The 23,609-nt window shown below is 53.9% G+C and carries 19 protein-coding genes and 1 tRNA gene; 11 read left to right on the top strand and 9 right to left on the bottom strand.

The features are described from left to right. Positions 1-11: 11 nt before the first annotated feature. Both V7775_RS08910 and trhA read left to right on the top strand, forming a co-directional pair. Positions 12-218 (top strand): tautomerase family protein, encoded by a 207-nt coding sequence (locus V7775_RS08910; protein ID WP_335751534.1) that lies wholly within the window; start codon positions 12-14, stop codon positions 216-218. Between the two features lie 381 nt (positions 219-599). Further along, entirely contained in the window at positions 600-1,238 is a 639-nt protein-coding gene (gene trhA, locus V7775_RS08905) for a PAQR family membrane homeostasis protein TrhA (RefSeq protein WP_335751533.1), read from the top strand. A gap of 86 nt (positions 1,239-1,324) precedes the next feature. On the opposite strand, the gene katG is transcribed toward trhA, so the two are convergent. After that, on the bottom strand, positions 1,325-3,538 hold the full coding sequence (gene katG, locus V7775_RS08900; protein WP_335751532.1) for a catalase/peroxidase HPI: 2,214 nt from the start codon (positions 3,536-3,538) through the stop codon (positions 1,325-1,327). Positions 3,539-3,654: 116 nt separating this feature from the next. On the opposite strand from katG, the gene V7775_RS08895 reads away from it, so the two are divergent. Then, complete coding sequence (locus V7775_RS08895; RefSeq protein ID WP_335751531.1) at positions 3,655-4,581, top strand: LysR substrate-binding domain-containing protein; 927 nt, start codon at positions 3,655-3,657, stop codon at positions 4,579-4,581. Between the two features lie 47 nt (positions 4,582-4,628). Here the strand turns inward: V7775_RS08895 and V7775_RS08890 are convergent, their stop codons facing one another. From V7775_RS08890 to V7775_RS08880, 3 genes are all read right to left on the bottom strand, one after another. Beyond that, the gene (locus V7775_RS08890) at positions 4,629-5,387 is read right to left on the bottom strand and encodes a YHYH protein (RefSeq protein ID WP_335751530.1); all 759 of its coding nucleotides are present in this window, start codon (positions 5,385-5,387) and stop codon (positions 4,629-4,631) included. A gap of 198 nt (positions 5,388-5,585) precedes the next feature. Further along, on the bottom strand, positions 5,586-7,199 hold the full coding sequence (locus V7775_RS08885; protein ID WP_335751529.1) for a long-chain fatty acid--CoA ligase: 1,614 nt from the start codon (positions 7,197-7,199) through the stop codon (positions 5,586-5,588). 30 nt (positions 7,200-7,229) lie between these two features. Next, positions 7,230-8,858 (bottom strand): GMC family oxidoreductase, encoded by a 1,629-nt coding sequence (locus V7775_RS08880; RefSeq protein WP_335751528.1) that lies wholly within the window; start codon positions 8,856-8,858, stop codon positions 7,230-7,232. A 287-nt stretch (positions 8,859-9,145) separates the two neighbouring features. On the opposite strand from V7775_RS08880, the gene selA reads away from it, so the two are divergent. From selA to selD, 6 genes are all read left to right on the top strand, one after another. Further along, entirely contained in the window at positions 9,146-10,537 is a 1,392-nt protein-coding gene (selA, locus tag V7775_RS08875; protein WP_335751527.1) for an L-seryl-tRNA(Sec) selenium transferase, read from the top strand. After that, positions 10,534-12,435, top strand: a complete 1,902-nt coding sequence (gene selB / locus V7775_RS08870; protein ID WP_335751526.1) for a selenocysteine-specific translation elongation factor — start codon at positions 10,534-10,536, stop codon at positions 12,433-12,435. The genes selA and selB overlap by 4 nt, the downstream gene beginning before the upstream one ends. A 16-nt stretch (positions 12,436-12,451) precedes the next feature. Beyond that, positions 12,452-12,546: transfer RNA gene (locus V7775_RS08865), tRNA-Sec, on the top strand. 72 nt (positions 12,547-12,618) lie between these two features. Further along, positions 12,619-14,208, top strand: a complete 1,590-nt coding sequence (locus V7775_RS08860) for a TlpA family protein disulfide reductase (protein WP_335751525.1) — start codon at positions 12,619-12,621, stop codon at positions 14,206-14,208. Positions 14,209-14,232: 24 nt separating this feature from the next. Beyond that, positions 14,233-14,754, top strand: coding sequence for a UGSC family (seleno)protein (locus V7775_RS08855; protein ID WP_335751524.1), 522 nt, complete (start codon positions 14,233-14,235; stop codon positions 14,752-14,754). A gap of 160 nt (positions 14,755-14,914) precedes the next feature. Further along, on the top strand, positions 14,915-17,074 hold the full coding sequence (gene selD / locus V7775_RS08850) for a selenide, water dikinase SelD (protein ID WP_335751523.1): 2,160 nt from the start codon (positions 14,915-14,917) through the stop codon (positions 17,072-17,074). Here the strand turns inward: selD and mnmH are convergent. From mnmH to V7775_RS08830, 4 genes are all read right to left on the bottom strand, one after another. Then, positions 17,067-18,113, bottom strand: a complete 1,047-nt coding sequence (gene mnmH, locus V7775_RS08845; RefSeq protein WP_335751522.1) for a tRNA 2-selenouridine(34) synthase MnmH — start codon at positions 18,111-18,113, stop codon at positions 17,067-17,069. The two genes, selD and mnmH, sit on opposite strands and share 8 nt — an antisense overlap. A 178-nt stretch (positions 18,114-18,291) precedes the next feature. Then, positions 18,292-19,299, bottom strand: coding sequence for an Lnb N-terminal periplasmic domain-containing protein (locus V7775_RS08840; RefSeq protein ID WP_335751521.1), 1,008 nt, complete (start codon positions 19,297-19,299; stop codon positions 18,292-18,294). 73 nt (positions 19,300-19,372) lie between these two features. Further along, positions 19,373-19,654 (bottom strand): YiaA/YiaB family inner membrane protein, encoded by a 282-nt coding sequence (locus V7775_RS08835; protein WP_335751520.1) that lies wholly within the window; start codon positions 19,652-19,654, stop codon positions 19,373-19,375. An 82-nt stretch (positions 19,655-19,736) separates the two neighbouring features. After that, entirely contained in the window at positions 19,737-20,414 is a 678-nt protein-coding gene (locus V7775_RS08830) for a PspA/IM30 family protein (protein WP_335751519.1), read from the bottom strand. Between the two features lie 486 nt (positions 20,415-20,900). Between V7775_RS08830 and V7775_RS08825 the strand changes: the two genes are divergently transcribed. Next, entirely contained in the window at positions 20,901-21,503 is a 603-nt protein-coding gene (locus tag V7775_RS08825) for a TetR/AcrR family transcriptional regulator (protein WP_335751518.1), read from the top strand. 397 nt (positions 21,504-21,900) lie between these two features. Then, positions 21,901-22,527 (top strand): LysE family translocator, encoded by a 627-nt coding sequence (locus tag V7775_RS08820; RefSeq protein ID WP_335751517.1) that lies wholly within the window; start codon positions 21,901-21,903, stop codon positions 22,525-22,527. A 193-nt stretch (positions 22,528-22,720) separates the two neighbouring features. Here the strand turns inward: V7775_RS08820 and V7775_RS08815 are convergent, their stop codons facing one another. Next, a complete protein-coding gene (locus V7775_RS08815; RefSeq protein WP_335751516.1) occupies positions 22,721-23,581 on the bottom strand; it encodes a TauD/TfdA family dioxygenase in 861 nt (286 codons plus the stop codon). Between the last annotated feature and the right edge of the window lie 28 nt (positions 23,582-23,609).

Raw genomic sequence — 23,609 nt, 5'->3', positions numbered from 1 at the left:
GAGGAACTGATATGCCCTTTGTAAACATCAAGGTAACCCGTGAAGGCGTCACCTCGGATCAGAAAGCCGAGGTGATCAGCGGTGTTACCGACCTGTTGGTCCGGATTCTCGACAAATCCCCTGCGACCACTTTCGTCGTTATCGACGAAGTTGAACTTGAAGATTGGGGAGTCGGCGGACTGCCAGTTGAACAGTACAGGCGCAACGCGGCGCGTTGACATAGATGGCTATTTGCACATCTCAGAGCGATTTTTTGGACTTTGAACATCCTGTTCTCTTGGCTCCGACGGAGGGTCAGATCCTTGATTGGGTACTTGCCCCAGAAAATCGTTCTGGTTCAGCGTTCTGCCATGGTCGGCCATCAATTTATTCATGGAAATAATCGCGTTCGAGGGCAACATAGTCAGAACGCAGCGTTCCGTCGCCTAGATGATATGTTGGTGCTGTCAAATCCTGTATGCGAATGATCGAGTGAATTGCGCACAGATGATACCCGTCCAAGAAAACAGGTGTACGGTTTGGCCTTGGGTATGAGATGACTTGAGTGGACTTTGACGTTGAGGGCGCGTAACGGAAAACAATCCCAGCACGAGATCGACATGACACAATCAAACTATCCAAGCCCAGTATTACCACACCGCCGCGCGGATCAGGCCGTTCACCTTTTTGGCCTAATCATGATCCTGACAGCAGGAACAATTGTCGTCTCAAAGGCCGTCGGGCTTCTTGATGCCCGCCTGGTTATTGCTTTAGTCGCCTATGTTTTGGCTGCACTAGCCTCTAATCTGGCATCCATCGCCTACCATTTTTCACCCTGGCACGCACACCGCAAGCTTTTGCGCCGTATTGATCACGCCGCAATTTATCCAAGTATTTCAGGAACATTCACACCATTCTTTGTGGTGGCTGATACGCCATGGACAGTATTTTTATTGTGTGTTTGCTGGGCGCTCACGGTGCTTGCCATCTGGAACAAGATCACCAATGAGACTGTAAAATCAAAATGGTCTACCGCGTCTTATCTAGCATTGGGTGCCATTGGCCTTCTTGCCTTGCCCGACCTTACCCACGTACCTATCGCAACGCTCTGGTTCATTATCGCGGGGTCAGTCAGCTATGTCATTGGAACTGCGTTTTATGCGCGCAAGACAATGCCCTTTCGGTATTCGATTTGGCACACCTGTGTGAACATCGGCGGCATGCTCATGTTTGCTGGCATCTGGGTTGCCCTGTTCTGATCCAAGCCTAAGCCCTCCAGTGCACCATAAAAAATGGCGTCCCCACATATGTAGGGACGCCATCTTAGATTTGTATTCCCTGCGTATTAGGCAGAGTGGTCTAGATCAAAGCGGTCAAGCTCCATCACTTTGACCCAAGCATTGACGAACTGATTGATGAACAATGCCTCGCCATCATCAGAAGCATAAACTTCGGCCAATGCACGCAACTGGCTGTTGGAGCCAAACACCAGATCAACACGTGTCCCTGTGCGTTTCACATCACCAGTATTGGCGTCACGCGCCTCATACACATCTGCGGTGTCTGTTGCGGATTTCCATGTCACGCCCATATCCATAAGCGTGCGGAAGAAATCACTGCTCAGCGTGCCGGGCTTATCCGTCCAAACGCCGTGTGATGTGCCGCCATAGTTGGCCCCCAACACACGCAGACCGCCAACCAGTACAGTCATTTCTGGCGCTGTCAGCGTCAACAGTTGCGCGCGATCTACCAGCAGCTCTTCGGCGGAGATGCTGAAATCACGGGACTGGTAGTTGCGGAAACCGTCAACTGACGGCTGGAGCATATCCACACTTTCTACATCGGTCTGATCTTGCGTCGCGTCACCACGACCAGGCGTAAACGCAACCGACACATCATGACCGCCAGCTTTTGCCGCTGCTTCAACAGCTGCAGACCCTGCCAGAACAATCGTATCCGCCATCGAGATGTTTGTGCCAGATGCCGCACGGATTTCCTCCAGCTTACCCAATACTTTGGACAGCTGTGCAGGCTGGTTCACTTCCCAATCTTTCATCGGAGCCAAACGGATACGCGCACCGTTAGCGCCGCCGCGTTTGTCAGACCCGCGGAACGTGGACGCAGACGCCCAAGCCGTTGAGACCAACTCGGAGGTGCTGAGACCGGAAGACAAGATCTTCGCCTTTAGGTCCGCAATAGCTGCATCACTAATTGTCGACGCATCTGCCGCAGGGATCGGATCCTGCCAGACCAACACTTCGCTTGGGACTTCTTTGCCCAGATAACGGGATGTTGGTCCCATATCGCGGTGTGTCAGCTTGAACCACGCACGTGCAAAGGCATCTGCGAATTCCTCAGGATTGGCATGGAAACGCTTGGAGATTGCCAAATAGGCCGGATCTTCGCGCATCGCCATGTCAGCGGTTGTCATCATAGGCGCATGTTTACGCTCATCATGCGCATCAGGAACCGCATCCGCCATGGCGCCGCCTGCGGGTTGCCACTGCTGTGCGCCCGCTGGGGATTTCGTCAGCTCCCATTCATTGCCGAGCAGAGTGTCAAAAAAGGACATGTCCCAAGTTGTTGGTGTTGGGGTCCAAGCGCCTTCAATACCCGAACTGATGGCATCAACGCCTTTGCCGCTTTTGTAAGTTGATACCCAGCCAAAGCCTTGCGCTTCAAGTGGCGCAGCTTCGGGTTCCGGGCCTACCAATGCGGCATCGCCTGCCCCGTGCGCTTTACCAAAGGTGTGTCCACCTGCGGTCAATGCAACGGTTTCTTCGTCATTCATTGCCATGCGGGCAAATGTATCGCGGATGTCACGACCTGAGGCAAGCGGATCAGGGTTCCCGTCTGGGCCTTCGGGGTTCACATAGATCAGGCCCATCTGAACAGCAGCCAACGGGTTTTCCAGATCACGTTCGCCGGAATAGCGGCTGTTCTTGCCGCCAGCTTCTTCCAGCCAGATTTCTTCGGACCCCCAATAAATGTCTTCCTCGGGTTCCCAGATGTCTTCACGACCACCAGCAAAGCCAAATGTCTTAAAGCCCATATCCTCAAGCGCACAGTTGCCTGTCAGGATCATCAAATCAGCCCAAGAAATCTTGTTGCCGTACTTCATCTTGATAGGCGTCAACAAGCGGCGGGCCTTATCAAGGTTGACGTTGTCAGGCCATGAGTTCAGAGGCGCAAAACGTTGGGAACCAGAGCTGGAGCCACCGCGACCGTCGGCCGTGCGGTAAGTACCCGCAGAGTGCCACGCCATGCGGACAAAGAACGGGCCATAGTGACCATAATCAGCAGGCCACCAGTCTTGGCTGTCTGTCATCAACGCATAAAGGTCGGCCTTTAGCGCATCCAGATCAAGCGATTTGAAAGCCTCTGCATAGTTAAACGCTTCACCCGTTGGGGCAATTGCTGGTTGGTTCTGATGCAGCATTTTGAGATTGAGCTGGTTTGGCCACCAATCGCTGTTCGAGCGACCGCTGTTATTGGTCTGCTTGTTTGCGCCAAAACCCATGGGGCAGCCGCCCTTATCGCCGTTATCTGATCCGTCCATTGCTCTCTCCAATAGCTGTGTATCTTGCGGGGATTCGCATCCCTCTGGAATGGTTCTAACAAACCTAATCAATATCTTTAAGTTGGATTTTCTAATGAGTGTGATAGGTTTCTCTTATGATCAACTTTACACTCAAACAACTTAGATATTTTGAGGCTCTTGCCCAACATGGGCACTTTGGCCGTGCAGCGGAAACTTGCGCAATCTCGCAACCAGCCCTGTCCGCGCAAATCGCCACACTGGAATCCGCACTTGGATTGCAACTGTTTGAACGCAGCGCGCGGCAAGTTCGCCTGACGACGTTTGGGGAACAGTTTGAAGAACGCGCCCGCGAAATATTGCGCAGCGCCGAGGCCCTCGCCGATATGGCCCGCAGTGCAGGAAAAACTGCACTGACACGGCTGCGCATCGGCGTGATCCCCACAATCGCCCCCTACCTGCTACCATCCGTCATTGGCCACATCACTGCAGCCCACCCCGAGATCGATCTGCTGGTCCGTGAAACAATGACCCATAAACTGATCGATGAATTGGGAGCAGGTAAGCTAGATTGTGCCATCGTCGCCCTGCCCGTCTCTGAACCCACCCTCACCGAAGTGGCCCTGTTTGACGAGGCTATGGTGTTGGTGCGCCCCGAGAAAGACGCAGACCGTCCTGTGCCAGACATGGAAACATTGGGCCAGATGAAGCTGTTGTTGCTGGAAGAAGGCCATTGTTTTCGCGACCAGGCGTTGTCGTTTTGCGCCATGCGAAATTCTTTGCCCCGTGAAGGGCTGGATGGATCGTCCCTGACGACGTTGGTGCAAATGGTAGGTGCAGGGATTGGTGTCACGCTTATTCCCGAAATGGCCGTTCCGGTTGAGACACGTTCTGCCGCTGTATGCGTAGCGTCCTTGGGGGCACCGCACCCTAAACGCACTGTCGGTATGGTTTGGCGTCGGACATCTGCCCTTGCGCATCAGTTAGAAGAAATCGCCGGACTGGTGCGCGACGCCGCTGCCGCGCACCCTGCTATTGGATCATTCAAACAGCCTAAATTGTGATCATCTCAAACTCGGCTTTAGCTGTCAGCAATTACCATGGAAACGGCCTAGTTTCTCTTCATAAAGCTGTTGTTCACCTCACCTTTGAAACAGCGGGGGTAAAATGGGTAAGTATCTGTTGCAAAATAAGTGTACGTGCCGTTCACCACCCCGCCATTGCATTCATCAAGCGTCCCGCTTCGGGCGCGGTATTCAAAATCTTCTTCATAGGTGCCATCATACACCTCCCCCGGAGGTGTCGGGCGCACGCCTGATTTTAACTGCCATGATGACGTAGCTGCTGATGGGCTATACTTTATCTCAAACCCATCCGGTGCGTATCCAATCAGCGTGCTGTCCTGTGATGCCAATAAATCGCCCGACACGCCGTGGTAGTGATACAATCCTGATTTATCTACATGGGCATTTTGATCGTCCATGCCCAATTTACGAGGGTTGTGCATGGCCTGCTGGCGCCAACCGCTTGATGGATCGCGGCTGATCCCCCGCCGTCCGTTTGGATCATAATATCCAGCAGTGTAGGGCCGAATTGGAACGCCTGTGACTGATACTCCAACCGTCATCAACCCTTGCGTAACATTCTTGGCTAAGCGAGGATTTGTTGGAAAACAAAAGGTCAAATTTTGCTCCCGAAATGCGTTGGGGTTGGCCTTGTTGGGAAACCGCCCCATATCATGATTGGGTGCGCCGTTTGATGAAATACACGTCATATCGCCTTTGCGGTTTATGCTGACCTCGTTGTCATGGGCAAATGCCCCTGTTGCAGTGAACATAATCAGCAAAGCTGCGATTTTATGGTGAGACATGGTCTTCTTCCGGTGAACGTTTCGTATTTCAAACGAGCTCCCCATTGGTTTCCGTCGAAAAAATGCGCTGCATTTTCTGAGGAAACGCGCGCCACTCACATTTCCAGGTCATCGAGAACCAAACACGCCCGATTTCCTTAAGGCTCACACAAAATAGCGCCACGTGTTGCCACGCGGCGCTATTTTTTTTAAACGCGATTATGCGCTTAGCAAGATTTTGCCATGGGCATCGCGCAGCTTGTTTTTCTGAACTTTGCCTGTTGAGCCGATAGGCAGCTCATCCACAAAAATCGCACGGTCCGGGATCTGCCAGCTTTCGACTTTGCCCTTGTAGAACGCCAACAGCTCCGCCTCGGTTATGTCACCAGATTTGATCGCTACCAGAACAGGGCGTTCATCCCATTTCTCATGCAAGGCCGCGATCGCCGCCGCGTTTGCGATAGCTGGGTGCGAAATTGCGATGTTCTCTAGGGTCACGGTTGAAATCCATTCACCGCCCGATTTGATGATATCTTTGGAGCGGTCACGGATGATCATGAAACCTTCTTCATCAATTGTGGCCACATCACCTGTGTCAAACCAGCCGTCCGCCGTAAGTGCGGGGGCGTCTTTGCCAAAGTATGTATCTACAATCCAAGGACCGCGAATTTGCAGATCGCCCTGCGCAACGCCGTCATGGGGCATCTCATTGCCTTCTTCATCCAGTACACGCAGATCAACGCCAAACGGAGGACGCCCCTGCCCCAGACGAATTTCCGCCTGCTCTTCTGGTGACAGCTTGGTGTGGCGCTGCAAGATTTGGTTTATCGATCCAAGTGGAGAAGTTTCTGTCATGCCCCATGCGTGCACCAGATCAACGCCGTATTTTGCGAATTTCGGGATCATGGAGGGCGGAAGCGCCGAACCACCAACAACAGTACGTGTCAGGCTAGGAATCTTTGAGCCAGTCTCATCCAATGCCGCCAGCAAGCCCATCCAGATCGTAGGCACGCCCAGCGCCAAGGTGGTTTCGGTGCTGTCGATCAGGTTCACAAGGCTCACACCATCAAGGTTTGGACCCGGAAGCACCAATTTACAGCCTGTTATCGCCGCAATATAGGGCACCCCCCATGCGTTAACGTGGAACATCGGGACAACAGGTAAAACCGTATCTTTTGCAGAAATATTCAAACCATCCGGCTGGTTGCCCGCAAGCGTGTGCAGCACGGTGGAGCGGTGGGAATACAGCACGCCCTTTGGATCGCCTGTGGTGCCAGATGTGTAGCACAGGCTTGAGGCTGCGTTCTCGTCCAATTCCGGCCATGGCTCGGATGCGTCACCTGTTTCCAGCAATTCGTCAAAGAACAACAAGCCGGGCACAACCTTTGCAGCGTCTTCGTCGCGAGGGCCCAGCATAACGATGTGTTTGGTGTGCTTTAGCGCTGGGGCCAATTGACCTGCAGCAGGAACAAATGTGGCGTCTACAAACAGCACCTGATCTTCGGCGTGGTTGATCACATAAACCATCTGCTCTGGGCCCATACGCGGGTTGATCGTATGGCAGACAAATCCGCCCCCAGCGACACCAAAATAGATTTCCAAATGACGGCGGTTGTTCCATGCAATGGTGCCACAGCGCGCGCCCTCAGGCAGGCCCAATTTACGCAATGCCGAGGCAAGGCGATGCGCGTTGGCGCCAACCTCACCCCATGTTGTGTTCTCAACCCCACCAGTTGTTTTAACAGATACGATTTCGCCTTTGGTATGGAACCGTGCGGCGTGGTCGATCAAGCTGCCAACAGTCAGTGGCATTTGCATCATTTGTCCGAGCATTAAGTTTATCTCCTCATTCACTTGCTATTATTACGCGGTGACCGGCGTTGCCGCATCCGCTTTGATTAAGTCTGCTGCGCGCTCGGCAATCATGATTGTCGGCGCATTTGTATTTCCGCTGGTGATTGTCGGCATTACCGATGCATCCACCACCCTTAGCCCTTGCATCCCGTGTACACGCAGTTGCGGGTCCACCACGGCCATTTCATCGGTGCCCATCTTACAGGTGCCAACAGGATGATAGATTGTGTCTGAACGATTGCGAATGATCTCTTCCCAGTCACTGTCGTTCATCCCGTCACGTATGCCAAACAGCTCTTTATGCTCGTATGCGGCCAAAGGCGGTGTTTTCATGATCTCACGAGACATCTTTGCGCCTTTTATCAACGTGTGCAGATCGGTGTCTTTATCCAGATAGTTGGGATCAATCGCTGGCGCAGCAAACGGATCAGCAGAGGCAAGTGTAACACTCCCCCTAGATTCAGGGCGCAACGCACAGACATGACAACTATAGCCGTATCCCGGATGCAGCTTGCGCGCATGATCATCTACAACCGAGATGACAAAGTGGATTTGAATATCAGCACGCTCAATACTGGGATCAGTTTTAAGAAACGCGGCCCCTTCGGCGTAGGGCGTGGCGATCATGCCCTTACCCGTCTTGCGCCATTCAAGAATGTGCTTGACCAGATTGATGGTTCCCCTGACGCCAATGCCAAAGTTATCCGTGTCCTTGGATTTATAGCCCAGCGTGAAATCCAGATGATCAGACAGGTTCTGCCCCACCCCTTGCAGGTCATGCGCCATCTCAATGCCATGTGGTGTGATATCTTGGGGGCGGCCAATGCCAGACAATTGCAACAATTGTGGTGAGTTAAACGCACCCCCACACAGGATCACCTCGCGGTTCGCTTTAACGTGTTTGTCTTGCTTGCCTTGACGGTAATGCACACCCGTGGCGCGCTTTCCTTCTAAGGACAGGCGCGTTGCATGTGCGCGGGTAATCACCGTCAGGTTGGGGCGGTCCATAACCGGGTGCAAATACCCTGCCGCAACCGAGCACCGCTCGCCACTGCGCGCACCATCATGGAACTGGGTGACCTGATAATAGCCGACGCCTTCATTATCCCCTGTATTGAAATCAGCAATTTCGCGGTGCTGTAGACGTTTTGCAGCTTCAACAAATGCCTTCGCGATCGGACGCGGTGATTTCTGGTGGGAAACTTGCAAAGGCCCAGAACCGCCGTGCATCTCTACCTCGCCGTCCTCATGACCCTCGGATTTAAGGAAATAGGGCAGTACACTGTCCCAGTCCCAGCCCTCACATCCCTGATCAGCCCAACCGTCATAGTCCTCGCGTTGGCCGCGCACATAGAGCATTGCGTTGATCGCGCTGGACCCGCCCAGCGCCTTGCCCCGTGGCTGATACCCCAGACGACCGTTTAATCCCTTTTGGGGAACCGTCTTGAACGCCCAATTGGATATCTTTCCCCAGCCGGGCAGCATGGCAACAGCCCCTGCAGGTGCGCGGATCAGCATATGCCTGCCCTCTCCCCCTGCCTCTAGGAGACAAACCGTGGTTTTTGGGTCTTCGCTAAGGCGCGCAGCCAACGTAGCCCCACCGGACCCGCCGCCAACAATCACGTAATCATATGCCATGTGAATTCCCCTTGCGTAAAATGCGCTATCGCACCCCTCGCGTTTGTCGAAAATAAGCCAAAGTTCGCGGATGGTGTCTATCCGTATAATCAGCAACATCCCGATCTATCACGCAGCGTAATACCCTATTCTGCCGCAAAAATCACCTATGCGTTATTGCCGGGTATCAAGTGTAACCCTGCCCCCTCATCTGCCTCGACGCCCAGCGCCCATCCCGTTAGGCTGCTAACCAGCTACAAGGCCCGCCTAACGCGCGCGTTTAACGAATGACTAAGGACCGATCTGCAATGGCCAACACATTAAAAGAGCTGCCGCAAATCCAGTCTCTGCTTGCTTACCCCTCCCTTCATGACGTCGTGCAGCAAACATCGCACACAGAAACGGTTACCGCCCTGCGCAAGATCATCTCTCAGTTGCGCAGCGCAATTTTAGCAGATGAACCTTGTCACTTCCCTGATTTCGCCAGTGCCCGCTTTGCGGCAGACGTTCTAGGCGCGATTGAAGCGACCCGCCGCCCAGCGCTGCGTTCGGTGATCAACGCCACGGGGATCATCATTCACACCAATCTCGGGCGTGCGCGCATGGCCCCCAGCGCTATTGCGGCAATGCAGTCAGCGGGTGCAAACGCAACCAATCTTGAGCTTGATCTGGAAACAGGCAAACGCGGCTCGCGCCATGACCACGTGCAAGACCTCATCTGTGAGCTTACGGGTGCGCAAGCCGCCGTGGTTGTGAACAATTGCGCTGCTGCCGTGCTGCTAAGCCTGATCGCCACGGCGTCAGGGCGCACTGTTGTCGCCTCACGCGGCGAGCTGATAGAAATTGGCGGATCATTCCGCCTGCCCGATGTCATTGCCCAAAGTGGTGCAGCCCTGCGCGAGGTTGGCGCTACGAATAAAACAAGGTTCAGCGACTATGAGAATGCCATAGACCCGCAGACTGCCGTACTCCTCAAAAGCCATACAAGTAACTTCAAGATCATCGGCTTCACCTCTTCACCCAAACGCGAAGACCTTGCCAAGCTGGCCGCTGAGCGTGAGGTCATCTTGATGGAAGACCTTGGAAGCGGTGTCTTGGTTGATCTCTCTCCCTACGGGTTAAGCGATGAACCCGTGGTGTCAGACATCCTGAAGGCGGGCGTCGATCTGGTCATGTTTTCGGGCGACAAACTGCTGGGCGGTCCACAGGCAGGCATCATCGCAGGCAACCGCGATTTGATTGCCCGCCTCAAGGCGCATCCGCTTATGCGCGCCGTGCGCATCGACAAGCTGTCGTTGGCAGCGCTTGAGGCGACCTTGCGCCTCTACCGTGCGCCTTATGACCCCATGATAGAGATACCCGTTCTAAACATGCTGTCCCAACCTACAGACATCGTCAAAAAACGCGCGCAGGATTTATCCCTAGCGCTAAAGGGCATTGGCCTTACGGATGTAGAGGTAGAGCAGACCATCGCCCATGTCGGTGCAGGCTCAGTGCCTGAACAGGATCTTGTCAGCTTTGCTGTTACCCTACGCATTGCAGGCCTAACACCAGACGCGTTGACCGCCGCTCTAAGGCAAAGCACGCCGCCTGTGATCGGCCGGATCGAAAAAGATCGCGTTGTTTTAGACTTGCGTACCGTGTCTGAGGACGAAGTATCCCCGATTGTTCAGGCCTTGGACGTGATAGCAAACCGATGAACACCCGCTGCATTGTTGTCATCGGCCATGTGGATCACGGCAAAACCTCCCTTGTCCGCGCCCTTACCGGGATAGAAACGGACCGCACTGCTGAGGAAAAGGCACGCGGGCTGTCCATTGTGCCGGGCTTTGCCCATAAGGCGTATCCTGACGGCACGCTTGATTTCATTGATGCACCGGGCCACGAGGATTTCATTCAGGCGATGGTCTCTGGCACGTCTGGCGCGCAGGCCGCATTGTTGGTTGTTTCCGCAACCGAAGGGGTTGGTGCACAAACACTTGAACACCTCAACATCGCGAGCCTCCTTGGCATCACTCAGGGCGTGATCGCAGTCACCAAGTCTGACCTGCTTTCCCCCTTAGAACATGATGTCTGCCTCAACACGCTCAAAGCGGCCCTTTCCGACACACCCCTAGCAGATGCGCCCATGATCATGTGCTCTGCAAGAACCAGTGACGGGTTAGACGCCTTACACGAAACCCTACAATCGCTGTTGTTGTGTCCTCCCCCTACAGATGCCCCTCTCCACAGCATGCTGCCAATTGACCGCGTGTTTTCACTGGCAGGACATGGGACAGTTGTGACTGGCACGCTGTTAGGTCAGGACCTGAACGTGGGCGAACAAGCCGTTGTGCACCCGTCAGGTCTGCCTGTCACCCTAAGAGGACTGCAAAGCCGCGGCCAAGAGCGCACCAAAGTGCACGCCGGTGAGCGGGTTGCCGTTAACCTGCGCGGCGCTGCGGTGGCGGATATCCCCCGTGGTTCCGTGCTATGCCTCCCCGACACAATGCAACCTTCGGAGTGTATCGACGCCGTGGTCCAACTAGGCCCGACAATCTCCCCTCTCAAACACATGGAAAAGGTGCGGGTTCTTTTTGGCACCACAAATGCGGTGGCCACTGTGCGTCTGTTTGGCGGCCGGCAGCTTCATGGCAGTAAAAGCGGGTTAGTACAGTTGCGGTTTGGCAAAGAGGTCCTTGGTTTTGCAGGCCAGCGCGCCATTTTACGCTGCCTCTCCCCTGCGCAGACTTTGGGCGGCGCCGTATTTTTAGACCCACAGGCAACAGCAACCCGTAGCGGCGATGCTTCGCGTAGTGCGATCTTAAGCGCTACGCTAACTGGCTCCCCTGACAAGACCGCAACAGCACTATGCACAGCCCAGCGCGGTGCTGCGCGATTAACCGATATTGCGCGCCTTTTGCGGATGCATCCCGCAGAAACAGCCGCTGCTCTGGTAAGTAGCTTTACCGATTTGGGTGAAGGGTGGCTCGCCACAACGCAAGATGTTGAAGATCGCAAGACTGACATGTTGCAGGCCCTGAGCGCATATCACGCGACCCATCCCTTGCGCATGAGCGCCCCGCAAAGCGTGACCGCGCTTAAGGTTACCTCCTCGCGCCTCCTCAAATACGTAGAAGGCGCGCTATTTAGCGATCAGCACATTCGTCGCTTTGGCAACACCCTTGCGCTGACCACCCATGATCCGATCGCCCTACTTAGCGATGAACACAAGCAGCGTTTGGATGATCTGGAGGCAGATTTTCGTAATGCGGGTGTAACCTCCGCGTCTCAAGCGACCGAGTATCAAGGCATAGACGCGGATCTCATCGCGCTTTTGGTACAGGCTGGCACAGTAGTTTCCCTCAACAACGTCTCGCTAAAGCAGACCCTGCTGTTTCACACTGGTGCGTTAAATGCCGCAGCCAATGCGCTGAGGCTCTCCTTTCCCGCACCGACGCCTTTCACCACATCCCAAGCGCGTAGCGCCCTTGGCACCAGCCGCAGGATCATAGTGCCTGTGTTAGAACACTTCGACACATCCGGCATCACCACAGCTGGCGACGACCTCCGCCAAGTCACTGCTGCTTTACCTGTTTCCCCTATCCTCCCAACTTGATACCCATTGCCCATGCGGAGGTGACTGGAGTCTGGTGGCTTCCCTGGTCTTCAACACCATGGACGCGTCCAATGGGCGTGTGGTGGGTTCGATTCCCATCCACCTCCGCCATACTTCCTTCATTTGGCTGGACATTTATCCCCTCGCCTTTGCAAGATGCCCCCAGCATCGGGGAGAAACCACATGAGCCAACCGCAACCGCCGTTTTCACTGAATGATCTGACAGGAAAACCGCACAGCTATCCCCGTACGCGGCCCAGCCTCATCTGTTTTGTCAAAGAAGACTGTGAGACCTGCAATACCGCTGCCCCCGTATTGGAGGCATTTCATACGGCCTATGGCAGTGAGGTCGATGTTCTACTCATCTCGCAATCTGGCGATGCGAATAAGATCTTTGCCCAGCGCTATGCCCTGACCATGCCTGTTCTCGATGACCGCACCTGCAAGTCAGCGTTTGAATGGGACATCGAAAGCGTCCCCTCTGTCTTTTGGATAGACGATGCTGGCAAGGTGACATCGCAGTTTGAAGGCTTCATTCGCGCCGATTGGGAAGCCTTAAGCGCAGACATCGCCGCACAAAGCAATCTGGCCGCCGCGCAAATCGACTGGCAAAGCCTGCCCGCATGGCGCCCTGGATGTGGGTCAAAACATTTAGACCCTACAGTTTATGACAAATTGCGTGCAGATGCCGATGGCAGCCCGATCCGTGCGCGCCGCATTGAAGTCGCCCCCAGCGATGACGTGGCCGAGTTCATGTTTGATCAAGGGTTCTCTGACGGGTTACCTTTGGTGCCGCCAACGCCTGAGCGCGTCATGCGCATGCTGGGCGGCACACACCGTGATCCCCAAGATGTGATCGCGACGGTTCCGCCAAACATGGGGATTGCGACAGTTGAAAAGATCGCAATCAATGCCGTGATGGCGGGATGCAAACCCGAATACCTGCCCGTGATCATTGCCGCCGTTGAGGCCGTCTGCACGGATGAGTTCAACATCCACGGCGTCACCGCCACAACCATGGGCGCGGCCCCCGTGATGATCATCAACGGCCCGATCCGTGAAAAGATCGGGATGAACATGAAGCTGGGCGCATTGGGTGCTGGCAACCGCGCCAATGCCACCATCGGGCGCGCGCTGCGCCTTGTTGTGCGCAATGTCGGCGGCGCAACAACGGGCGGGGTTGAACGTTCGACCCTTGGCAATCCCATGAAGTTCACAATGTGCTTTGCCGAGTGGGAGGAACGTTCCCCTTGGCCCGCGCTGCATGTTGAACGTGGATTTAAGCCTGAAGATTCCGTGGTGACCATCTTTGCCATGACAGGTGGACCTGTGCACATCGTTGACCAGACCTCGCGCGCGCCGGATCAGATTGCCGGTTCCCTTGGCCTAGGCCTTGAAGGGGTGTTCCTGCCCAAACTGCGCAACTTGCCCGTTGATGCGCTGTTGGTCGTCTGCCCTGAGCACATTGATACCCTCACCCGTGAGGGAGACTATTCAAAAGACCGCCTAAGGGATCAAATCCAAAAGGTGACCACCCGCCCCTTGACCGAAATGTTGATGGATGAGGACAGCGGCGCAGGCATTTCACCCGAGATGGCAGAAAAAATGGGGCCTGAGGCGATGGCAAAATCCGTGCCAAAATTCGCCAATACCGATTTCATTCACATCGTTGTGGCAGGATCAGACGCGGGCAAATTCTCATCAGCGTTCCACGGCTGGGCCACCGGTGCCGTCGGGTCGCAATCAGTTTCCAAAAAGATCGACTTGGGCTAGGCTAAGGATAGTAGGGAGAAATCTATGGTTACAATTCTCGACCCAACGGACGAACGCGTGCCCGTTGAACGCCAAATCACCAAGCGCTCAGGCACATTGTCTGGGACGATTGGCCTTTTGGATATCAGCAAACCGCGCGGCAATGTCATGCTGGATGAGCTGGAAAAGCTGCTAAAGCAAAAAGCGCCTGATGTGGCAGTTCGCCGTTACACCAAGCCGACATTTGCCAAACCTTGTCCTGACGCGCTGAGGCATGAAATTCGCGATGAATGCGATTTCCTGATCGAAGCGTTGGCCGACTGAGGATCCTGTACGACGTGCAGTATGCACGACAATTTCTGGTTTGAAACCCAGCGGATCCCTGCAGTAGCCATCGCCTCAAGCGAGTTCGGTGACGCCGCCATCAGCCAGCGCACTGCGCTGGGTATGAACGATGCACGTTACGTTTTGGTGCCACATCCTATTCAGGATGCAACCGACGACGAAATGCGCCTGAAAGCGACACAAGCGTTAGAGCAAATAATTGCGGCGCTCACCATAAACTGAGCAACGCTAATAATTACCCCTCGCGATATGATCGCGGGGGCTTACCCTCCTCTCACTACGTCTTCACATTTTGGAATATAAACGGTTCAGTCTTGGACATTTGGGTCGTCAGCGGGCAAAACGGCCGTGATAACGTCACCTATAGCGATAGAGCCCCAAAATGCTGAGCACCGTTCCCTTTACACGCGATCTTGTTCTCATTGGCGGCGGACATGCCCATGCACTGGTTTTGCGCAAATGGGGCATGAGCCCCCTACCCGGTGCGCGCCTTACCGTGATCAACCCAGCACCAACAGCACCCTACACGGGTATGTTGCCCGGTCACATCGCTGGTCATTATGATCGCGACACGCTTGAGATCGATCTGGTCCGCCTTGCCCGTTTCGCCGGCGCCCGACTGATCCTGAGCCATGCAACCGGGATCAACCGAACAGCCAAGATGATCGAGGTCGAAGGCCGCGGCCCTATCGCCTATGACACCGCCTCGATCGATATCGGAATTACCGCACGCATGGACATCGCCGGATTTGGTGAAAATGCCGTTGGAGCCAAACCGCTGGACATCTACGCAAGCAAATGGCGTGCCTTTCTGGAGGCTGTCAGGGGCGGAGAAAAAGAACCGACCGTTGCCGTCATTGGCGGCGGCGTTGCAGGATGTGAACTGGCGATGGCAATGGCCCATGCCTTGCGCGGCATTGGCGTAGTGCCACAGGTGACCGTCATAGAAGCTGGCCCTGAGATATCCGGCGTTGGCCCATCTGCGCGCGCCAAACTGCACCACAGCATGGCGAAACTGGGCGTAACCTTCCAACCAAATGCCCAGATTGAGCGGATAGACGCGGGCAGCGTTGTGCTAACGCACCATCCCGTCATTCCGGCCGCGCTATGTGTGGGGGCTGCTGGTGCATTCCCGCATTCGTGGATCGCGAAGACTGATCTGCCATTGCGCAAGGGGTTCATCACCATTGATCCTGATCTGCGTGTTCAGGGTGATCCAAACCTGTTTGCGGTAGGCGATTGCGCCCATATGCCGTTTGCGCCGCGCCCCAAGGCAGGTGTATTTGCTGTGCGTGCAGCACCTATCCTGTATCACAACATGCGCGCGGCACTGGCAGGCGGATCGTTCAAGACATTCAAACCCCAACGCTCTTACCTCAAGCTGATCTCGTTGGGTGGTAAATCGGCAATGGCGGAAAAATACGGCTTTGCCCCTGCTGGCCCGTTGCTATGGCGCTGGAAAGACCGGATTGACCGCGCCTTTATGGACCAGTTGGAAAACTTGCCCGTGATGCAGCCCCTTTCCCAACCCAGCTATATCGCCAAAGGCGCGGATACTACTGAACTCCCCCTATGCGGCGGGTGCGGCGCAAAAGTAGGCGGCGCGGTTCTAAAACGTGCCATCGGGACAGAGCACGATAACGAAGGCACGGATATCATTGCCGGCCCCGGAGATGACGCCGCGATCCTACGCCAAGCGGGCGGCGGCTTTCAGGTTCTGAGCACCGATCACCTGCGCGCCTTTATTGAAGACCCCGTGCAAATGACGCGTATTGCTGCTGTGCATGCGCTTGGCGATATCTGGGCAATGGGGGCCGCGCCACAAACCGCGCTCTCCACCATCATCTTGCCCCGCATGTCAGCCGCCCTTCAGGAACGGACTTTGCGTGAAATCAATGATGCCGCGCAGAGTGTGTTTGCAGCGGCGGGTGCCACTATTGTCGGCGGGCACACTACGATGGGCGCGGAAATGACCATTGGGTTTACCGTGACCGGACTGCGCCAAGACATGCCAATTACTGTTTCGGGTGCCCAAGACGGCGATGCGCTTGTGCTCACGCGGCCAACCGGTTCCGGCGTGATCCTTGCCGCGCATATGGCTGGCACTGCGCCTGCTGATGTTGTGTCTCAGGCTTTGGCCATGATGGAGCAGCCCCAAGCCGTAGCCGCGCAAGTTCTAAGCGATGCTCATGCGATGACAGATACCACCGGCTTTGGCCTTGCCGGACATGTACAAGCGATTTGTGAAGCCTCTGGTGTGCAAGCTGAAATCTGGCGCGACAAGGTTCCGCTGTATCGCGGTGCGCGTGCGTTGTCGGATGGGGGCATCCGATCCTCCCTGCTGCAGGACAATATCGAAAATGCGCCCACGGTCGGAATCTCTGACCCGCTGATGCACGATCCCCAGACAGCGGGTGGATTGCTAGCCGCCCTGCCCCTAGAGGACGCATTGCGGGCAGTAGCCACATTGCAGGCGCAAGGTCAGCAAGCTTGCATCATTGGTCAACTCGCACAGGGCCACGGCCCCATCATCATCAGTTAAACTCAGCGATCAACTGGCGCGCTGTGTCTGACAGGCTTTGGTGATCAAGCGCGGCCAAGGCCATTTGTTCTGGCCTCTGGACCGCGCGCGCCTGTGATTTCGCGTAGCGCGGATCGTAATGTTCGACCATCAGCTGTTTGGCCAAGCTCTGCCAATCGCCCACTGTGGCCAGCCCTTGCCAATCAAGGATCGTATCCTTCGCGTGGTAGTGCCTCAGCCGATGGATCAGGCCAATGAACGTTTCTGTGTCATGGGTCAGGTCGGCGTAAGCTGTAGCCAAAAACGCTGCACGCGCGGCGATGGGCGCGGTTATTTCAATCCTTGGCGCAGCGCCCATGCGGGCCCAAACCGAGGGAGGGATCACACGTGCCCCGATTTTGCTGCTCTCGCCCTCAACCCATGTTAGTTTATTTGGATCAAGTATTTGTAATGCACTGGCAAGTTGCGTTTCAAACATCTTCTGCGAAGGCTGTCCGTCCTTCTGCGCCCCAAACAGCGATCCGCGATGCCCCGCGAGGTTTTCAAGGTCAAGGATTTGCGCCCCCTGATCACGCAAATGATGCAGCAGTGCAGTTTTGCCTGTCCCTGTGTGACCATCAACTATCATCAACCGATGCGCCAAAGGCGTATCATACAACATTTGGCTCACGGTTTTGCGGTAACTGCGGTATCCACCCTCAATCAAATGCACCCGCCATCCGACCTGATCAAGGATGGTCGCAAATGATCCTGATCGTTGCCCGCCGCGCCAGCAATAGACCAGCGGCTGCCAATCCCCCAGCAAATCAGCCAATGGCCCCCGCAAATGACGCGCCGCATTGGCCGCAACCATCGCGGCACCAACCTTGCGGGCTAGAAACGGACTTTGCTGGCTGTAAATTGTACCAACCTCAACCCGCTCAGCATCCGATAACACAGGCAGGTTTACCGCCCCCGGCACATGGTCATGTGCAAATTCTGAAGGGGCACGCACATCAATGATCATATCCGCGTCAATTTCAGCGATGGATGACAAAGACGTAAGGGTCTGGCGGATCATCAAAAAGTTCCTTTTGTCGTATTTCCAGATACCCGGCCTGATTGGCTTAAAAACCCTACCTCTTCTCTGTCAGGACCTAATCAAGGTCAACACACTTCCTTGTCTGAGGATCCCAAACATTCGATTTCAATCTTCAGAGTTTCGAGACCTACTTCAGCACAACTACTACTGTAAACTATCAAGGGGAAGTAGTGGCGCGGCGGATAGCAATCGAAAAATCATCCCCATCTGATGACCCTGTTTTTTCTGTGATACTTGCATGCTGAACGCGTTGTTCAATTGGAATATCACCATCAAACCCACCTAAAGCATCAACATAACTAGGTAGGTGACCCGACAAGAGTAGCCGCCAATCGAGGTTCATGTCAGGCTTGATCACCTGCGCCAATCCGTAGACGGTTGTCGTACAATTTGCAGTCACAGTGTTGTAAAAAACGGCCTTTGATTGCATATTTTGGGCCAAATCAACATAGGACATGAACAGATCGCGTCGCTGCTCAGTGTTCAGCTTGACCGGGTACAACCGGACATCTTCCTGCCGGTGGTTGGTCCTTAGCTTAATGATATCCTCTTCGGTCGCCGCAATGAGGACAAGTTCAAACTGGCGAAAGAACCCGCCCTTCAGATTGAAGTCCTCGTGACTTTCCTTGCGGGTCTCAACCGAGAAAACCACTCTTTGATCATCGGCAAAACCAAAGCTGATCAAAATGTGCGCAATGTCCGGACTGTCCCAAACGGAGGTCAGCATATCAACGGTTTGCAACTTGTTCAGATCGACGGTGCGGGTTTCCCATAACTGGTCAGCTTGAGACGCATTTTTCCATGTAAAGTTACGTACGTTTGACAGCGTCACCAATTCACCATCCACCTGCGCACCAACGCCGTGGGCGACGTCAAACGCCCAGTCGCGATCCAGCGCGGGAGTGATGCCTTGATACCAAATGCCAATGATAGCAGCGATTGCGGCCAAACCTAACCAGCCCATACGACGCGCCCGAAACCGCAAGGCGACAGCAATTATTACAGCAATAGCAAGGCCCGCGATAGTCGCGTAAAGCACGGTGCCAGACAGATGGACCGACATCGCGCCCAAGGTCCACAAAAAACCCGCAAGAGCGACAATATAGAACAACACGTGTCCGAGGAAGCGTCCAACGGACGCTACTGTGATGGTGGGAAATGTCATGGAAACTCCTGATGCGCCGAAGAAATGGGTGTTCCAAATGGGTGGCCCGATGGCCTGAACCACCCAAGATGTCTTAATTCGATTCAGGGCCGCTGACTTCGGCCAACATCCGTTCTGTGCGAGCGTCTTCCAATTTGTTGTGTAGACGCTTGCTTTCTTCGGTGTCGCGGACCGCTTTGGTAATACCCGCGGTAGAACTGACCAGCATGATCGCAGCCATCGAATAGAACCCTTTCGCAGCAAAGCTCGCTTCGAGAAAGTAGATGCCACCAGCCATCATAGAGCTGGCAATGATGAATTGGGCGTAGGTGAACATGTTCCACGCGTGTGAGGGTTTATCAATATAGGCGTTCATTGGGTCGACCTTTCGAGTCATACTGTTTTGATGTAATTTATTATTCTAGTTATAGTTGTTATTTGTTATAGGGATAACTGCTTCAAGCGCCCTTTTTTTTGAGCCGGTCCAACACGTCCGTGGCTGCGGTCTTTTTAGGGGCACCAAATCCGGCAGCCGCCATACGGTCGCTCAATGCATCAGCTGAGGTCCCTGCTGACAATTCCGCCATCGCTGCCATTGTTGCGTCATTGTGTTGTTGTCGTTCCTGAAGCCGTTTGAGGGTTTCTGAGGCATCAGCCAAATCGCTTTGCGTCCAAGATGGCGTATCGCCGCGCAATCCCTGCGTCTTGCTGGTGGCTTCTGCGATCCTTTGGCCACGCTTAAGTTCGTTCAGTAGGGCCTCATTTTGAGCAAGCGTCTGGCGCAAGTGCACAACTTCAGACGAATAGGTTGCGATTGTCCGGCGTGTCGCATCGCGCTCTGCTTCCAAATTTGCAATCGCGGTTGCAGCCTCAAGTGCGATATCATTCTCGCCCTTTTCAAGAGCCGCACAGGTGCGCGCTTCCAGGTCTGAGATCTGTTCTTCTATTGCGGCAAGAGACGTTTTTTCCCGTTCAGCATAGGCCATAACAACGGCAACTGCCTTACGTGTTTTCTGGACCCCGCCCGCTGCTTCGCGCAGTTGCTGGCGCAGAAGGGAAATCGCATTGGCATCAAGAAATGTTTGTGAAGCGTCAGCCGTTTGGCCGCGGACCAGAGTAAGAAGTTGTCTTAACATTATCGTCTCCAAATATTTTGAACATCGTTCATACTTTTAACATACAGATATTGAACGCCGTTCAACAAAAACGTGAACAACGTTCAAAATAGATGGCCTGAGCGGAGATGTCGTGGAAATAAACATAGGATCACGGCTCGGCGCTCCAACTCATGGTGTACTAAATAGAGTAAATCCTAAACTTCGGCAGCAAAGTGTCTGATAGGAGTTTTTATTGTTTAATAACAGATATCTGCATAGTGAATACTGCAGTCATCCGCATAACTAGTCCGCGCATTCTCCCCGTTTTATGACGCCGGAAAACTCTTGCAGGACAAGGTCAATAGCACGCCGTAATGTATGGTGCTTGCAGACACATGAGTGGAAACAATCATTTGACACAGCGGGTATTTTTGCTAAATGAACGACGTTCAAGTTCATTAACCCTGCCACAGTGAGACTGCCTGACGTAGAATCACAGGGCCCTGCACTCTTTTGGAGAACCAGATGGCAACCAAAACGGAAAAGAAGCGTGAAGACCTACGCAAACGCCTGGTCGACGCCGCCGAACTGGCAATCGCCGAAGGCGGGCTGCGTGGGTTGAAGGCGCGGGATGTAACGACAAAGGCCGGATGTGCCTTGGGAGCACTTTATAATGCTGTCGAAGACCTTGACCAACTTGTTATGCTGGTCAACTCTCGGACCTTGGCGTCTCTTGGCGAAAACCTTCGCATGTCTGTTGCCCAAGACGCGCCCCCAACGCAAGCAATGCAGGCCCTGGCCGGGGCTTATGTTGATTTTGCCTTGGACAACACCTCTCTTTGGTCCGCCATCTTCAACCATAAGATGGCAATAGGTGCAGAAGTGCCTGACTGGCACAAAGCCGAATACCCCGTTTTAATCGCAGAGATCATCGCCCCCCTTGGCCAACTTCGACCGGATTTACCACCAGAAGCACTTACGCTCCGCGCTCAAACGTTGTTTGCATCGGTGCACGGTGTTGTGCAGCTCGCTATTCACGGGCGATTTGTTGGCGTCCCAGTGTCATCGCTTAAGTCCGAGGTCGCAGCCCTTGTCGATGCGATGACGCGGGGCATTCATTTGGTATAGCCATGGGTTACGGGGCACGCTGGTGACCATACCAAGGGGTAGTTTTCGGCACGAGGCATCATCGTATTACAAATGGTCCTTCACGGCCCCTATATTCCCTGTGACTAAGGAAGATCATCAAGGAACGTCGCCCCTGTGCAGGTGTCGATAAGAAGCTATCCTTTTGCCCACCAAAACAACTCAACCTGGTGTGTACAACAATGTCATAAATTCTATCGCGTAGGCCACGTTGCACAAAACGCAAAACATCTAAGTAATGCTCAACCTTCTGATAGTTCTCTTTTCTGGACGTCCCTACCGACGCACGCACAGTGGTCAATGCCGACTATAAGCTCAAATTGACATCCGCCCTCAAACATTAAATGTTCATTTTGACCAAATGAAAGGCCTCAACGGGATGTTATTAGAGATAAATCTACCGCTAATCCTCATCGCGGCTCTGGTAGCAAGCGCTAGCCCAGGTCCTGCAACACTCGCTATTGCTGGAACGTCAATGGCTTCAGACAGAGCGTCAGGATTATCGTTAGCTTTGGGGATAACAACTGGATCGCTGATATGGTCGGTTTCAGCAGCACTTGGTTTAGGCGCGATCATGCTTGCAAACGCATGGATATTCGAAGTTATACGTTACTTTGGTGCCGCCTATTTGATGTACCTCGCCTACAAATCTGCGCGTTCGGCTATTTCCTCTAAGGAAATCAACGTTAAGTCGATGACTGGAAACAAGCGGACCCTATTTACAAAGGGGCTCCTGCTGCATGTCACTAACCCAAAGGCCATTTTGTTTTTTGGGTCACTATACTCTCTGGGGGTTCCTGCCGGATCATCGTTTCAAGATCTTGTCATTGTCATCTCTGCTGTTGGCATCCAGAGCTTTTTAATCTTCCATGGGTATGCTCTCTTGTTCTCCTCAAAGGCCATGACCCGCCTTTACCTTCGTTTACGCCGCTGGTTCGAAGGCGCGTTTGCCATTGGGTTTGGTGCAGCTAGTTTCAAAATCCTTACGGCTCGGCTTCAGTCGTAGTCTATGTTGCTGCCAATTGTCTCTGACAACGAAACAAGGCAAGGCAACTAGAACAAGGGAGGTGCCCAATAAACTAAGCACACCTCCCTCCTCTCAAAGTACCAAACATCAGACTTCCAAAGCAATTTTATTGTCTAATTCAAATCAATAAGACGTAAAGCTAACGGAGTGCCTTTGCGCAGAAACGGTCGTTTCAAAGGCGACCCATTCCAATGAACAATTGCCGGTCTTGATCCTTAATCGCGCGGCGGCCATGCATGACGCGCGTGTTATCGATCACTGCAACATCACCATCCTGCCAGTTGATCTCAACGGTGCAAGTCTCGGCAATACCCCTCAGTTCTTCGATTTCCTCAGACGTTACAATTACGCCGTCATCCAAGGTATAAACCGGAGGTTCGTAGTTATGGGATGGGCCCAGAATTGCGTTTGCAAAAGCCTGCCCATTTGACAAAGACGATGGGCGCACAGGCGATACCTTAATGCGGTACTCAAGGGAACCATCATCGTTCAACGTGAAATCCTGATCTGGAATTGACGCTTTGAATTGCATGATATGCTCTTGGGTCACCTCTTCGGGTTCGCTTATCGCTGGGTGCTCATTTGCAAGGTACCGTTTCCACAGGGCCTCGGGCAGTGTCCTTGTGACCATCATACGCTGCGACCAACGCGCCTTTTGGGCATCCGAGAGAGCCTCAAAAACACGGCGCCCATCACAAATTGTGGTTTGAGACCCCTCAAAAGCCGCCTTTGTGCTGTAGAATGCCACGATGTCGGGGCAAACAGGCGTATTGCCGTTCTCGATATGAAGGCCAATTGGGCCAAGGCCCGCATCCACTTTTTGCGTGCTCTTATCCGTATTCTCACGGGCTGGATCAAAAGTGATTGTTTTGCATAGCTGCGATGTGATGGCGCTGAACGATGGCATATCCATATCAAAGCCACGTAGCAGTGCCCAACCGTCGGATTTCAGGTGGTCCTTGATGTTGGAAAGTACAGCTGGGGTAACAGAAGCATCACCAGCGTCGGAGGCGCGAATTACATTATAGCTCATATCATGTGTCCTATAGGTTTTGATGTTT

Source organism: Sulfitobacter sp., from assembly GCF_036960155.1.
In the GTDB taxonomy this organism is placed as follows: domain Bacteria; phylum Pseudomonadota; class Alphaproteobacteria; order Rhodobacterales; family Rhodobacteraceae; genus Sulfitobacter.
This window is presented reverse-complemented; position numbering and strand designations above follow the sequence as displayed.

Bases quoted from the DNA above. Each gene is read 5' to 3' on its own strand.
- V7775_RS08910 (WP_335751534.1), top strand. From the start codon at position 12: ATGCCCTTTGTAAACATCAAGGTAACCCGTGAAGGCGTCACCTCGGAT.
- trhA (WP_335751533.1), top strand. From the start codon at position 600: ATGACACAATCAAACTATCCAAGCCCAGTATTACCACACCGCCGCGCG.
- katG (WP_335751532.1), bottom strand. From the start codon at position 3,538: ATGGACGGATCAGATAACGGCGATAAGGGCGGCTGCCCCATGGGTTTT.
- V7775_RS08895 (WP_335751531.1), top strand. From the start codon at position 3,655: ATGATCAACTTTACACTCAAACAACTTAGATATTTTGAGGCTCTTGCC.
- V7775_RS08890 (WP_335751530.1), bottom strand. From the start codon at position 5,387: ATGTCTCACCATAAAATCGCAGCTTTGCTGATTATGTTCACTGCAACA.
- V7775_RS08885 (WP_335751529.1), bottom strand. From the start codon at position 7,199: ATGCTCGGACAAATGATGCAAATGCCACTGACTGTTGGCAGCTTGATC.
- V7775_RS08880 (WP_335751528.1), bottom strand. From the start codon at position 8,858: ATGGCATATGATTACGTGATTGTTGGCGGCGGGTCCGGTGGGGCTACG.
- selA (WP_335751527.1), top strand. From the start codon at position 9,146: ATGGCCAACACATTAAAAGAGCTGCCGCAAATCCAGTCTCTGCTTGCT.
- selB (WP_335751526.1), top strand. From the start codon at position 10,534: ATGAACACCCGCTGCATTGTTGTCATCGGCCATGTGGATCACGGCAAA.
- V7775_RS08860 (WP_335751525.1), top strand. From the start codon at position 12,619: ATGAGCCAACCGCAACCGCCGTTTTCACTGAATGATCTGACAGGAAAA.
- selD (WP_335751523.1), top strand. From the start codon at position 14,915: ATGCTGAGCACCGTTCCCTTTACACGCGATCTTGTTCTCATTGGCGGC.
- mnmH (WP_335751522.1), bottom strand. From the start codon at position 18,113: ATGATCCGCCAGACCCTTACGTCTTTGTCATCCATCGCTGAAATTGAC.
- V7775_RS08840 (WP_335751521.1), bottom strand. From the start codon at position 19,299: ATGACATTTCCCACCATCACAGTAGCGTCCGTTGGACGCTTCCTCGGA.
- V7775_RS08835 (WP_335751520.1), bottom strand. From the start codon at position 19,654: ATGAACGCCTATATTGATAAACCCTCACACGCGTGGAACATGTTCACC.
- V7775_RS08830 (WP_335751519.1), bottom strand. From the start codon at position 20,414: ATGTTAAGACAACTTCTTACTCTGGTCCGCGGCCAAACGGCTGACGCT.
- V7775_RS08825 (WP_335751518.1), top strand. From the start codon at position 20,901: ATGGCAACCAAAACGGAAAAGAAGCGTGAAGACCTACGCAAACGCCTG.
- V7775_RS08820 (WP_335751517.1), top strand. From the start codon at position 21,901: ATGTTATTAGAGATAAATCTACCGCTAATCCTCATCGCGGCTCTGGTA.
- V7775_RS08815 (WP_335751516.1), bottom strand. From the start codon at position 23,581: ATGAGCTATAATGTAATTCGCGCCTCCGACGCTGGTGATGCTTCTGTT.